Consider the following 13,382-nt stretch of genomic DNA (forward strand, 5'->3'; position numbering starts at 1 on the left):
CCTCCTTTCGGCATAGGGTGAGACGCATCGGCGAGTAATCAGGAAGATCCGATGAACCTCTCACGTCCGCTGAGCCGGACAATCGGCGTGCTGACCGTCACCGCGACGGCCGCGCTTCTGCCCGCGGCGACCCCGGCTGCCGCCGCGCCGGAATCGTGTCCGCAGTGGACACAGCGCACGGTCGCGTCCGGCTACGGGTTGCTCGAGAACCTCGCTTTCGACGGCCGCGGGAACCTGCTGCTGTCGGAGCAATCCGCCACCGGAGTCGGCGGCTCGCTACAGCGCCTGGCGGCCGACGGCGCGAAGTCTGTCGCAGTGGGCGGTATCGACGGTCCCGGCGGAGTCATCGTCGTCGGCGACACGGCCTATTTCACGACCGGCAACAGCGCCGTGGCAGCGCTGACGGGCCGCGCGGACGGCACCATTCGCGCGCTTGACCTCGACACCGGTGCGGTCACCACGATCGCCACCGGCTTGACGATGCCGAACGGCCTCGCGCAACTGCCGAACGGCGATTTCGTCGTCAGCAAGGACGTCGGCGCGGGATCCATGACGCGAGTAGCGGCGAATGGCAGCGCGTCGCCCTATGCACCGTCACTCACCTCCACCAACGGCCTCGCGTTCGACCGAGCGCGCAATCGGCTCGTAGTTTCGACAACATTCGACCCCACAACAGTGGTCACCTTCGTCGACTACGCCGACCCATCCAGGCCTGCCCCGCACACCGTGATCCCCGGATACGGCCCACTGAACGCGGCCGACGATCTGACCGTCGGCCCGGACGGCAAGGCATACGTGGCGCTCAATGTCGCAGGCCGAATCCAGCAGGTCGACCTGGACACCCGCCAAACCTGCACCATCGCCGACGGACTCCCGCTGTCCTCCTCGGTCCGTTTCGGCGCAGGCCCGGGCTGGGACGCGCACGCCCTCTATGTGACGAGCTTCCTCGGTACCGTCACCCAGCTGACCCCACCCAACTCCTGACGGTGCTCGGAAAGGTGGGGCGTGCGCTCGGCCTCGGCGGTAGGGGTCAGTCGGGGACGTTGGCGCCGTGGCCGAGTTCGCGGAGGGCGGCCTTGATCTTGTCGCGGGCTTCGTCGAGGGATTCGGGCTTGGGGGCGGTGTCGGCGCCGGAGATGTCGAAGTCGCCCATGGTGTAGGCGGGGAAGACGTGGGTGTGCAGGTGGGGGACTTCCAGGCCCGCGATGAGCAGGCCGGCGCGGGGGGCGTCGAAGGCGATGCGGACGGCCTGGCCGATCTTCTGGGCGACGGCGGTGAGGCGGGCCATGACGGCGGGGTCGACGTCCTGCCACTGGTCGATCTCGGCGCGCGGCACGACGAGGGTGTGGCCCTGGGTGACGGGGGCGATGGTGAGGAAGGCGACGAACTCGTCGTCCTCCCAGACGAAGCGGCCGGGAAGCTGTCCGGCGATGATCGCGCTGAAGACGGATGCCATGCGGCGAGCCTAATCAGATCCCGACGAAGTGCGACAGGATGCCCTGCACCTCGTAGATGTCGACCTGACGGTTGAACCGCTGCTTGACCGGCTCGTTCCCGCTGCCGATCCAGATGTAGAGCTCGGCGTCGAGGTCGAAGGTGCCCGCGGTCTCCACGGCGAAGTGGGTGATCGAACGGTAGGGGATGGAGTGGTAGCTGACCTTGCGGCCGGTGACGCCCTGCTTGTCGACCAGGATCAGCCTGCGGTTGGTGAACAGCATCGCGTCGCGCACCAGGATGAAGGCCGAGTAGACCTGCTCACCCTGGCCGAACAGCCGCGCGTACTCCTGCTGGGCGGCGGCGGGGTCGATGCGGCCCGCATTGCCCATCATTCCGTCGAGCAGACCCATGATGTGCTCCCCTCGCCCGTGCTCCGGCATGCGGCGGACCAAGTCGTCACGCCGGCATCATTGTCCCCCAAGCGAACCCGATGTGGGTGGCGTGTGCGGGTGAATTCCCGGTGCCGGGTGCGGGATCGGATCCGCGGCCGCGGCCGCGCGGCCGCTACCGGATACCGCGACCAGAGAGCGGGCTGGGGCGTGCGAAGCAGGTGCGAAGCGCGCGACTAATCTGTGACCGTGCGCGTACTCGTCATCGGTTCCGGAGCCCGTGAACATGCCCTCGTCCTGGCGCTACGCCGGGACCCGTCCGTGACGGCGGTCATCGCCGCCCCGGGCAACCCGGGCATCGGACAGCATGCCGAGCTACGCCCGGTCGATCCGTGCGCGGCCGAGGACGTCGTCGCGCTGGCCACCGAGGTCGCCGCCGATCTCGTGGTCATCGGACCCGAGGTGCCGCTGGTGCTCGGCATCGCCGACGCCGTGCGCGCTGCCGGATTCCCGGTGTTCGGTCCGTCCAAGGACGCGGCCCGGATCGAGGGATCGAAGGCGTTCGCCAAGGACGTGATGGCGGCCGCCGGTGTGCGGACCGCGCACAGCGAGATCGTCGACAACCCCGCCGACCTGGACGCGGCGCTGGACCGCTTCGGCCCGACCTGGGTCGTCAAGGACGACGGCCTGGCCGCGGGCAAGGGCGTCGTGGTGACCGCCGACCGCCGCGCGGCCCGCGATCACGGTGCCGAGCTGCTCGAGCAGGGCCACCCGGTGCTGCTGGAGTCGTTCCTCGACGGGCCGGAGGTGTCGCTGTTCTGCCTGGTCGACGGCGAGACCGTGGTCCCGCTGCTGCCCGCCCAGGACCACAAGCGTGTCGGTGACGGCGATTCCGGCCCCAACACCGGCGGCATGGGCGCCTACACCCCGCTGCCGTGGCTGCCCGAAGAGACGCTGAACGAGATCGTCGAGGACGTGGTCAAGCCCGTCGCGGCCGAGCTCGTCGCGCGCGGCAGCTCCTTCTCCGGCCTGCTGTACGCGGGCCTCGCGATCGGCACCAACGGTCCCGCTGTCGTCGAATTCAACTGCCGCTTCGGCGATCCCGAGACCCAGGCCGTGCTGGCCCTGCTCGACAGCCCGTTCGCCGAACTGCTGCACGCCACCGCCACCGGCCGCCTGGCCGAGGTCGAGCCGCCGCGCTGGAAGGACGGTTCGGCCATCACGGTCGTGCTGGCCGCCGAGAACTACCCGGCCCGCCCCCGCACCGGTGACGTGATCACCGGCGCCGACGACGGCGCGCTGGACGGCGACACGCTGGTGCTGCACGCGGGCACCGGACAGCGCGAGGACAAGGCGCTGGTCTCGGCGGGTGGGCGTGTGCTGAACGTCGTCGGCGTCGGCGCGGATCTCGCCCAGGCCAGGGAACGCGCCTACGCCCGGCTCGCCCAGATCAAGCTCCCCGGCAGTCACTTCCGCACCGACATCGGCGCGACCGAGGTGGTCGTCCCGGAGCGGACGAAGGTTTCCGAATAACCCGCGCGGGGTGATCAGGTCAGCCGCAGGCCGTGCAGGGCCAGCCAGGCCTGCGGGTCGACATGCTGGCCGTTCTGCACGATCTCGAAGTGCAGGTGGGGGCCCGTGGAATCGCCGCGGTTGCCGATGCGGGCGATCTGCATGCCCGCGGGGACGCGTTCGCCCTGGGAGACGAAGAAGTCGTACATGTGGCCGTAGATGCTGATGGTGCCGTCGTCGTGGCGGATGCGGACCCACAGGCCGAAGCCCTGCGCCGGTCCGGCTTCGACGACGGTGCCGTCGGCGACGGCGTAGATGGGGCTGCCGATGGGGGCGGCGATGTCGATGCCGCGGTGCATGGTGCCCCAGCGTGAGCCGAAACCGGAGGTGAACGCGCCCTTGGCGGGCAGGCTGAAGCCGCCGCCGGACGGTGTCGACCCCGGCACCATGACCCCGGGGACCACCGGGGCCCGCTGGCCCATCCAGTCCTGCCACTCGCCCGACGCCGCGGCCGCCGCTTCCGCCTTCGCCCGCTCCAGGGTGGCGCGCGCGGCGGCGGCGACCACGGCTGCCTCACGGCGCTTCTCGCCCCTGGCGATGGCGGCGAGCAGGCGGCTCGACGACTGCGGATTCGGCGCGAGCTGCGGTGGATAGGCGATCGCCACCCGCTGCGCCTCACCCGGCGCCAGTGGACGATCGCTCGCGATGTCCCTGATCTGCGAGTCGGCGGCGGCGAACACCGCGACGATGACGACGCCGGCGATCAGCACCCGACGCTCGAGCAGCACCTGACGCACTCGATCCCGGCTCGGCCGCTGCGCCCACAGCGCTTCGGCAACTGCCCTGGGCCGCAACCAGAACACCGTGCGCACCTCGCCACGGCGCAGTTCACCCGCGACCTCGCCGACTGCCGGGTGTTTGTCCACCCAGGCCGTCACCCGCTCGCGAACGCTGGTCTTCGACGTCAGCTGCTCGCGCCAATTCGCCTGCAGGACATGGCCGTTGATGCTGACCATGCGCCGGGCTGCACTATCTGCGGCGGATTGTGCCGACGCGTTGTCGTCCGCCGGGACATTGTGGCCGGCCGAAGTGTCGTCCGCTGCAACACCGTTGGCTGTGGCCTGCCAGCCGGTGTCCGTGTCTGCGGCGTGTACCTCGTCGGCTGCGGTCTGCTTGTCGCTGTCGGTGTCCGCGGGGCGCGTGCCGTCGGCTGTGGCCTGGTTGCCGACGCCTGCGTCTGCCGTGCCCATCCTGTCGGCTACCGCTTGCTCGTGACTGTATGCCGCTGTATCCGCCGGGCGCACACTGTCACCCGTCGTTGGCACGATTACCTCGGCCGACGAACCGCCGACTGCCGACGACGTGTCAGCGCGATCGGTCGTTCGCGTATCCGCCCGCCGCACTCTCCCCGCCCTCATCCACTCCATCGTGCCCCCGCGCCCCGGCACCGACGCAGCTGCGCCTGCTGCGTCGGTGGCTGCGTCTTCGCTGTCGGAGCCATTGTGCCGACCATATCTGTGAACGCGCGCAATCGGGTGCTCTACCGTCTCTCGGGTGTCCAGAGAATCGCGCCGGTCGACAATTCCCCCCTTCTACGTGATGGATGTGTGGAAGGCGGCGGCCGAACGGGCCAGGTCGCATGGCGATGTGCTGATCCTCGCGGCGGGGCAGCCCTCGACGCAGGCGCCTGCGCCGGTGTTGCGGGCCACCAGGGCCGCCATCGACCACGAACTGCTCGGCTACACCGAGACGTTCGGGATCCTGCCGTTGCGCGAAGCCATCGCGGGGCATCACAGCGAGACCTACGGCTATGACGTGCACCCGGACGAGGTGGTGGTGACCACGGGATCGTCGGGCGCGTTCACGCTGATCTTCCTGGCCGCCTTCGACGCGGGCGACACCGTGGTGGTGGCCAGGCCCGGCTACCCCGCCTACCGGAACACGCTGACCGCGCTCGGCTGCACCGTGGTCGAACTGGACTGCGGCCCGCAGACGCGTTTCCAGCCGACCGTGGCCATGCTCGAGGCGCTGCCGGAGCCGCCCGCGGGCCTGGTGGTGGCCAGTCCGGCCAACCCGACCGGCACCATGATCGACCCGGCCGAACTGGCCGCGCTGGCCCGCTGGTGCGAGGAGCACGGCACCCTGCTGATCTCCGACGAGATCTACCACGGCATCACCTACGCGGGGGCGAGCACGCCGACCTCGTCGGCATGGGAGTTCTCCCGGTCCGCCGTGGTCATCGGCTCGGTGTCGAAGTACTTCTCGATGACCGGCTGGCGGCTCGGCTGGATGCTCGCCCCCGAGGACCTGCGTCCCGCCCTGCAGCGGCTGGCGTCCAACATGACCGTGTGCCCGCCCGCCATCTCCCAATACGCGGCGGTGCACGCGTTCGGACCGGAAGCCAAGGATGAACTGGACGGTCACGTGCGCCGGTACGCGCGTAACCGGGCGCTGTTGCTGGAGGGTCTGCCGAGCATCGGTATCACCGATCTCGCGCCCGCCGACGGCGCCTTTTACGCCTATGCCGATATTGGACATTTGACCAACGATTCCCGTGCCTGGTGCGCCGAGATACTCGCGCACACCGGCGTCGCGCTGGCACCCGGTCTCGACTTCGACACCGTGCACGGACTTCGCACGGTTCGCTTCTCCTTCGCGGGCTCGGGCGACGACATCTCCGCAGCACTGGACCGGTTGGGAAGGTTCCTGAAGGACTGACCGGTCCCGCTGTCAACAGTGATGTGCGACAACAACTTTGCCTAGTACGAACACTTCCGTGCCGGGATACGGTAAAACTCAGTTATCCCGATTTCCCGCGTTTCCCCGATGACGATTGCGCACGGTTGAACTGATGATGACTGGCACGATGGCACGGTGACCACCGCGACGACCCCGAAAGGCGAACGACGTCGCCAGGCCCTGGTGGCGGCGGCGGCTGAACTGTTGCTCGAAGGCGGCTTCGACGCGGTGCGACATCGCTCGGTGGCGTCGCGGGCCGATCTTCCGCTCGCCTCGACCACCTACTACTTCGAGTCTCTGGAAGATCTGATCGCCCGGGCCGTCGAGTTCAGCGGCGCGATCGAGCTCGACGCGATGCGTCGCCGGGTCGGTGAGGTCAGCCATCGCAGGCGCGGCGCCGAGGCGACCGTCGACCTGGTCCTCGACCTGCTCGTCGGGCCCGACGACGGCGACCTGGACGCCCGCGGTCAGCTGATCGCCCGCTACGAGCGCTCGGTCGCCTCCGCCAGGCACCCCGAGTTACGCGAGGTCCAGCTCCGACTACGCACCCAGCTCGAAGAGCTGCTCGCCGACGTGCTGCGCCGCTCCGACCGAGTGGTGCGCCCCGAGCAGTTGCGCAGGCTGGTCGCCGTCGTCGACGGCGCCGTAGTGGCCGCGCTGATCGAGGGCCATCCGGAACCGCGGCGCCCCGCACGGGCCGGTCTGCTGGACATGATCGACATCGTCGCCCCGCCCGTAGTGCCCAACATGATGCCCCAGCAGCTGGAACGGGCACGCCAACTAGACTGAACGTTCGTGAGCCTCGTCCCGAATGTCCTCGCCACCCGATACGCCAGCCCGGAGCTCGTCGCGCTCTGGTCGCCCGAGAACAAGATCGTGCTCGAGCGCAGGCTGTGGCTCGAGGTGCTGCGGGCCCAGTCGGAGCTCGGCATCGATGTCCCCGCCGGCGTGATCGACGACTACGCGCGCGTGATCGACCACGTGGATCTGGCCTCGATCGCCGAGCGGGAGCGGGTCACCCGCCACGACGTGAAGGCGCGCATCGAGGAGTTCAACGCGCTGGCCGGGCACGAGCACGTGCACAAGGGCATGACCAGCCGCGATCTCACCGAGAACGTGGAGCAGCTGCAGATCCGGCTCTCGCTCGAGCACGTCTACAACCACGGTGTCGCCGTCGCGGCCAGGCTGGCCGAGCGGGCCGCCGAGTACCAGACGCTGGTGATGGCCGGTCGCTCGCACAATGTCGCCGCGCAGGCCACCACGCTGGGCAAGCGTTTCGCCTCCGCCGCCGACGAGGTGCTCGTCGGGCTGGCCCGGCTGCGCGACCTGATCGACCGCTACCCGCTGCGCGGGATCAAGGGCCCGATGGGCACCGCCCAGGACATGCTCGACCTGCTCGACGGCGACGCGGGCAAACTGGCCGCGCTCGAGCAGCAGGTGGCCACCCACCTCGGCTTCGCGACCGTGTTCACCAGCGTGGGCCAGGTGTACCCGCGCTCGCTGGACCACGACGTGCTCTCGGCGCTGGTGCAGCTGGGTGCGGGCCCGTCGTCGTTCGCGCACACCATCCGGCTGATGGCGGGCCATGAGCTGGTCACCGAGGGCTTCCAGCCCGGCCAGGTCGGGTCGTCGGCGATGCCGCACAAGATGAACACCCGCTCCTGCGAGCGCGTCAACGGCCTGCAGGTCGTGCTGCGCGGCTACGGCTCGATGGCGGCCGAGCTCGCGGGCGCGCAGTGGAACGAGGGCGACGTGTTCTGCTCGGTGGTGCGCCGCGTCGCGCTGCCGGACGCGTTCTTCGCCATCGACGGCCAGACCGAGACCTTCCTGACCGTGCTCGCCGAGTTCGGCGCGTACCCGGCGGTGGTCGCGCGTGAGCTCGACCGGTACCTGCCGTTCCTGGCCACCACCCGCATCCTGATGGCGGCGGTGCGCGCCGGCGTCGGTCGCGAGACCGCGCACGAGGTCATCAAGGAGCACGCGGTCGCGGTGGCGCTGGCCATGCGCGAGCAGGGTCGCGAACCCGATCTGCTGGACCGCCTCGCCGCCGACGACCGGATGCCGCTGGACCGCGCCGCCCTCGATGCCGCGCTGGCCGACAAGTCGGCGTTCATCGGCGCCGCGTCCGACCAGGTGTCCGAGGTGATCGCGCAGGTGCAGAAGCTGGTCGAGGCGAACCCCGAGGCGGCGCGCTACACGCCGTCGCCGATTCTCTGATCCGGCATATTCGTGCACTTCGGTTCGTCGCAGTCAGTTTTCTGACTCGAAGCGGCCGAAGTGCACGAAAATACCGGGCTGGATACCGTACGCGGGTGAATCCGTACACGATCTTCGCCGACATCATCGCCGGGCTCGCCCCCTCGTCCAAGGTCTACGAGGACGACGATGTGCTGGCCTTCATGGACATTCGTCCCGTGACTCCGGGTCACGTGCTCGTGGTGCCGAAGACGGCCGCGCCGAGCCTGGCCGATCTCGATCCGGTCCTCGGCGGCAAGCTGTTCCAGGTGGGGCAGCGGATCGCGGCCGCGCTGCGGTCCAGTGAGGTGGCGGCCGACGGGGTGAACTTCTTTCTCGCCGACGGGGTCACGGCCGGGCAGGAAGTCTTCCATGTGCATCTGCACGTGATCCCGCGGACGCCGGGCGACGGCTTCGGGCTGCGCGCGCGACCGACCTCGCCCGCCCGCGCCGACCTCGACTATCTGGCCGGTTCCATCCGGGGCGCGCTCACTCGCTGACGCCCACTTCGGGCGAACCGGGCATTGCGAACCGGAGAGTTTGCTGAAGAAACGCCCGAAACGCCGAATGCTTCCAGTTCATTCACCTCTGGGTTACTTTGGACTGTCCTTGGCATGCGGTAATGGAGGGTGGGTCGTGCGTCGTACAGGTGTTGCTGCTTCAGTGCTGGCTTTCGCTCTCGCGTTGCTCGGACCCGCGGTGGTGAACCCGGCCCCGGCGGCTGCCGCTCAGATCATCGGGGTGAACAACCTCAGCCCCACCCGGACGGCGATCACGGTCACCTCGCCTGCGATGGGCCGCAATGTCGACCTACAGGTGCTGCACCCGGCGGGCGGCGGCGCACGGTCGACGTATTACCTGCTCGACGGCCTCGATCCCGGTGTCGGCCAGAGCACCTGGACCAACGCGACCGACGCCGAGGCCTTCTTCCGCGGCAAGAATGTCAACGTGGTGATGCCGACCGGCGGGCAGGCCAGCTACTACGCCGACTGGATCACCGACGACCCGCGCTTCGGCCGGTACAAGTGGGAAACGTTCCTCACCCAGGAACTGCCCGGCCTGATCGACGCGGAGTTCGCCGGTAACGGCGTCAACGGCATCGGTGGCCTGTCGATGGGCGGCAACGCGGCCTATGTCCTGGCCGCCCGCCACCCCGAGCTGTATCGGGCCGTCGCCGGTTACAGCGCGTGCCCCGACAGCGCGATGGCGGCGGGCGCGATCATGTTCTCCATCGCCAATCGCGGTGGCAACCCGCTCAATATGTGGGGCGCGCCCGGCAGCCCGGAATGGGCTGCGCACGATCCGGCGCTGATGATCGACCGGCTGCGCGGCAAGGCGCTGTACCTGTCGACCGGTACCGGCATTCCCGGCCCGCACGAGGCCGAGCTCAAGCCGCAGCTGGCGGAGAACATCTTCCTCGGCGGGCCGATCGAACTCGGCGTGAACACGTGCATGGTGGCCTTCGACCAGCGCCTGCGCGCGGCGGGCATCGGCGCCGAGATCGATTACCACCCGGTCGGGACGCACTCGTGGTCCTACTGGCAGGACGCGCTGCACGCGTCGTGGCACACCATCGGCCCGGCGCTGGGGGCCTGAGAATCCTGCTCGACGCGGCCCGGCTCGACGGCTTCGCGGCCCGAGAGCCGGGCCGCGGTGCGTTCCACGGTGCTATCGAGCCGATCGGCGGCGCAGTACCGCGCCCGTGATCACGCCGACGACCGAGAGCCCGGCGATGATCAGCACGTAACCCGCTGGGAAGCCCAGAATCTCGACGTACTCCTTGCTTACCACCCGGTCGCGCACGGTGACGTCGTTCGATGCGGCGGCGAGGGTGAAATCGCTGGTGATGCTCGACGGCTGGGGAATGTTCACCGAGAGCTCGGTCAGGTAGTTCTTGCCCGCGGCAAGCGCTTTCAGGTCCGGATCAGTGAGTTCACCGATGGGGGAGGCGAATTCGGTAGTGGTCGATTGGGTCGCCGTGTCGGCGTCGGTGCGCGCCACCCGGTGGCCGCTGAAGACGTAGAGGTGGACCGACTGGGGTCGGGTGGCCGCGGCGGACATCCGCATCGGGTAGACGAGGCGGTCGGAATCGAAGGTGAGGCGTACCGGATCGAGCTCGCCCGAAAGGGGTTTCGAGCTGGTGAGGCGCATGGCGACGAAGGACCAGCCCTCCCGCAGATACGGGTCGAGGGTGGCGCTCACCTCGGGGCGGAGCTGATAGCCGTTGGCGTCGAGCCACTCTCGTACGCCGGTGAGGTCGCCGCCGCGCAAGGTGGTCGCCTCCAGCGGGCCGAGCTGCACCTTTCCCAGGACGTCGGGGCCGGAGCCGGGCGCGGCACCCGAGGTCGCGCCGTCGTAGTCGCTCCCGAACCAGTGGTATTCCTTGACGATTTCGGGCGCGGTGAGCCGCGACAGCTCGCTGAACGAGGCCGCGCTCCCGGCCGACACGGTCGCCGGTGCCGGCGTGGGAACGATCAAGGCCGCATCGGCGCCATCGAACTGCATCCCCAACCGCATCAGGACCGTCTCGCGCGTCCCGTCCCAGCCGAGCACCGCGGTCTCACTGTCGACCCGCGCCGAGTTCCCCCCGCTGACCACCCCACCGCACGCACACGCGGTCGCCGGTGTGACCGCCGCGGAACCTGCCGCCAGCACCACCCCGACAGTCACGACGAACGATCGAACCGCATACCGCATCCCCATGCGAGCAGGCTACGCACTCCTCGCCCCGCCGCCATCCGCAGAAATACCTAGCATGGACGCCCGGGGGTGTAGCGGCCGAGTTGGCGGGCCCGGCCGGAGCGCTGCGGCTACGGTGGACCCATGGCTGGCGAGAATGAGACGGTGTCGGCGCCGATCGCGAAGAAGGTGCCCTTCGAGCGGGTGCATCACGGTGACACGTTCGTCGACGAGTACGAGTGGCTACGGGACAAGGAAGACCCCGAGGTCATCGCGTACCTGGAGGCCGAGAACGCCTTCACCGAGGCGCAGACCGACCAGCTCCAGCCGCTCCGGGACAAGATCTTCGACGAGATCAAGGCCCGCACCCAGGAGACCGATCTGTCGGTGCCGACCCGGCTGGGGGAGTACTGGTACTACTCGCGCAGTTTCGAGGGCAAACAGTACGGGGTGCATTGCCGCTGTCCCATCGACGCGAACGCCGATGGCATCGACGCGTGGACGCCGCCGCAGCTCGAGGCCGAAACGGTGATCGAGGGCGAGCAGGTGCTGCTCGACAGCAATGTCCTTGCCGAGGGGCTGGACTTCTTCGCGCTCGGCGCCTTCTCGCTGAGCCACGACGGCAATCTGCTCGCCTACTCGGTCGACAGCACCGGCGACGAGCGCTACACGCTGCGGATCAAGGACCTGCGCACCGGTGAACTGCTGCCGGACGAGGTCGCGGGAGCCGCGCCCGGCGCGACCTGGTCGCTGGACGGCACGCACATCTTCTATCAGACCGTCGACGAGTCGTGGCGTCCCGACACCGTGTGGCGGCACCGCGTCGGGGCTGCCGCCGACACCGACGTGACCGTGTTCCACGAGCCCGACGAGCGCTACTGGGTGAGCGTCGGCGCGACCCGCTCCGAGAAGTACCTGATGATCTGGCTCGGTTCCAAGATCACCACCGAGGGCTGGGTGCTCGAGTCGGACAACCCCGAGGGCGAGTTCCGGGTGCTGCTGCCGCGCCGTGAGGGCGTGGAGTACTCGGCCGAGCACGCGGTGATCGCCGGCCAGGACCGCTTCCTGATCCTGCACAACGACGTGGTCGACGGGGTGAAGGCGGAGAACTTCGTGCTCGCCGAGGCGCCGGCCACCGACCCGTCGGACATGACGATCCTGATCGGGCACCGCGAGGACGTGCGGCTCGAGGACATCGACGCCTTCGCCAACCACCTGGTGCTCGGCTACCGCCGCGACGCGCTGCCGCGCCTGTCGGTGTGGCCGCTGACCGCAGAGGGTTACGGCGAACTGACCGAGCTGGATTTCGGGCTCGAATTGTTCTCCGCCGGTGCGGGTTCCAGCCCGGAGTGGGAACAGCCGACGCTGCGGGTCGGGGTCACCTCGTTCATCACCCCGATGCAGGTGTTCGACTACGTGCCTGCCACCGGCGAGCTGCTGCTGCGCAAGGAGCAGCCGGTGCTGGGTGGCTACGACCCGAACGACTATGAGCAGCACCGGGATTGGGCGGTGGCCCAGGACGGCACCCGGATCCCGATCTCGCTCATCAAGCGCCGCGACCTGCCCGCCGACGGCCCGAAGCCGATGCTGCTCTACGGATACGGCTCCTACGAGGCCAGCATCGACCCGTCGTTCTCGGTCTCGCGGCTGTCGCTGCTCGATCGCGGCATGGTGTTCGCGGTGGCGCATGTGCGCGGCGGCGGCGAGATGGGCAGGCTCTGGTACGAGCACGGCAAGACGCTGCTGAAGAAGAACACCTTCACCGACTTCGTCGCCTGCGCAAGCCATCTCATCGACACCGGCGCCACGGCGGCGGACCGGCTGATCGCCGACGGCGGCAGTGCGGGCGGTCTGCTGGTCGGCGCGGTCGCCAACCTGGCGCCGGAACTGTTCACCGGCGTCCTCGCCAATGTGCCGTTCGTCGACCCGCTCACCTCGATCCTGGACCCGTCGCTGCCGCTGACGGTCATCGAATGGGACGAGTGGGGAAACCCGTTGGCGGACAAGGGCGTCTACGAGTACATGAAGTCCTACTCGCCGTACGAGAACGTCGAGGCCAAGGACTACCCGGCGATCCTGGCGATCACCAGCCTCAACGACACCCGGGTGCTCTACGTCGAGCCTGCCAAGTGGGTCGCCAAGCTGCGTGACACGAAGACCGGCGACAGCGAACTGCTGCTGAAGACGGAGATGAGCGCCGGTCACGGCGGCGTGAGCGGCCGCTACGAGAAGTGGAAGGAAGTCGGCTTCGAGTACGCCTGGGTGCTCGACAAGGTCGGCCTGGCCGACGCGTAATCACCTCGCACCGGCAGCGGTGGTGAGGCGTGCGCCGATGTTCGTCGGGGCGTCATCGGCGGAGCACGCGGGTGTCACCTGGGGCTGACACCGTAG

12 protein-coding genes are annotated in these 13,382 nt (G+C 69.1%); 8 read left to right on the plus strand and 4 right to left on the minus strand.

The window, feature by feature from the left end; all coding sequences use genetic code 11:
* Positions 1-51: 51 nt before the first annotated feature.
* Complete coding sequence (locus ACWF9G_RS10580; protein WP_452514837.1) at positions 52-984, plus strand: SMP-30/gluconolactonase/LRE family protein; 933 nt, start codon at positions 52-54, stop codon at positions 982-984.
* Between the two features lie 46 nt (positions 985-1,030).
* Here the strand turns inward: ACWF9G_RS10580 and ACWF9G_RS10585 are convergent, their stop codons facing one another.
* Complete coding sequence (locus tag ACWF9G_RS10585; RefSeq protein ID WP_379306507.1) at positions 1,031-1,456, minus strand: HIT family protein; 426 nt, start codon at positions 1,454-1,456, stop codon at positions 1,031-1,033.
* 13 nt (positions 1,457-1,469) lie between these two features.
* A complete protein-coding gene (locus ACWF9G_RS10590) occupies positions 1,470-1,847 on the minus strand; it encodes a PH domain-containing protein (RefSeq protein ID WP_189029989.1) in 378 nt (125 codons plus the stop codon).
* A gap of 228 nt (positions 1,848-2,075) precedes the next feature.
* Between ACWF9G_RS10590 and purD the strand changes: the two genes are divergently transcribed.
* A complete protein-coding gene (purD, locus tag ACWF9G_RS10595) occupies positions 2,076-3,359 on the plus strand; it encodes a phosphoribosylamine--glycine ligase (protein WP_452514838.1) in 1,284 nt (427 codons plus the stop codon).
* 14 nt (positions 3,360-3,373) lie between these two features.
* On the opposite strand, the gene ACWF9G_RS10600 is transcribed toward purD, so the two are convergent.
* Entirely contained in the window at positions 3,374-4,276 is a 903-nt protein-coding gene (locus tag ACWF9G_RS10600; protein ID WP_452514863.1) for a M23 family metallopeptidase, read from the minus strand.
* A 616-nt stretch (positions 4,277-4,892) separates the two neighbouring features.
* On the opposite strand from ACWF9G_RS10600, the gene ACWF9G_RS10605 reads away from it, so the two are divergent.
* From ACWF9G_RS10605 to ACWF9G_RS10625, 5 genes are all read left to right on the plus strand, one after another.
* The gene (locus ACWF9G_RS10605) at positions 4,893-6,056 is read left to right on the plus strand and encodes a pyridoxal phosphate-dependent aminotransferase (protein ID WP_452514839.1); all 1,164 of its coding nucleotides are present in this window, start codon (positions 4,893-4,895) and stop codon (positions 6,054-6,056) included.
* Positions 6,057-6,212: 156 nt separating this feature from the next.
* Positions 6,213-6,866, plus strand: a complete 654-nt coding sequence (locus tag ACWF9G_RS10610; protein WP_378850107.1) for a TetR/AcrR family transcriptional regulator — start codon at positions 6,213-6,215, stop codon at positions 6,864-6,866.
* 6 nt (positions 6,867-6,872) lie between these two features.
* A complete protein-coding gene (gene purB / locus ACWF9G_RS10615; protein ID WP_379037399.1) occupies positions 6,873-8,294 on the plus strand; it encodes an adenylosuccinate lyase in 1,422 nt (473 codons plus the stop codon).
* A gap of 95 nt (positions 8,295-8,389) precedes the next feature.
* A complete protein-coding gene (locus ACWF9G_RS10620) occupies positions 8,390-8,812 on the plus strand; it encodes an HIT family protein (RefSeq protein WP_379306527.1) in 423 nt (140 codons plus the stop codon).
* A gap of 163 nt (positions 8,813-8,975) precedes the next feature.
* A complete protein-coding gene (locus tag ACWF9G_RS10625) occupies positions 8,976-9,908 on the plus strand; it encodes an alpha/beta hydrolase (protein WP_452514840.1) in 933 nt (310 codons plus the stop codon).
* Between the two features lie 72 nt (positions 9,909-9,980).
* On the opposite strand, the gene ACWF9G_RS10630 is transcribed toward ACWF9G_RS10625, so the two are convergent.
* Complete coding sequence (locus ACWF9G_RS10630; RefSeq protein WP_452514841.1) at positions 9,981-11,015, minus strand: DUF2330 domain-containing protein; 1,035 nt, start codon at positions 11,013-11,015, stop codon at positions 9,981-9,983.
* A 120-nt stretch (positions 11,016-11,135) separates the two neighbouring features.
* On the opposite strand from ACWF9G_RS10630, the gene ACWF9G_RS10635 reads away from it, so the two are divergent.
* Positions 11,136-13,286 (plus strand): S9 family peptidase, encoded by a 2,151-nt coding sequence (locus ACWF9G_RS10635; RefSeq protein WP_452514842.1) that lies wholly within the window; start codon positions 11,136-11,138, stop codon positions 13,284-13,286.
* Positions 13,287-13,382 lie beyond the last annotated feature (96 nt).

It is taken from the genome of Nocardia sp. NPDC055029, assembly GCF_053608525.1.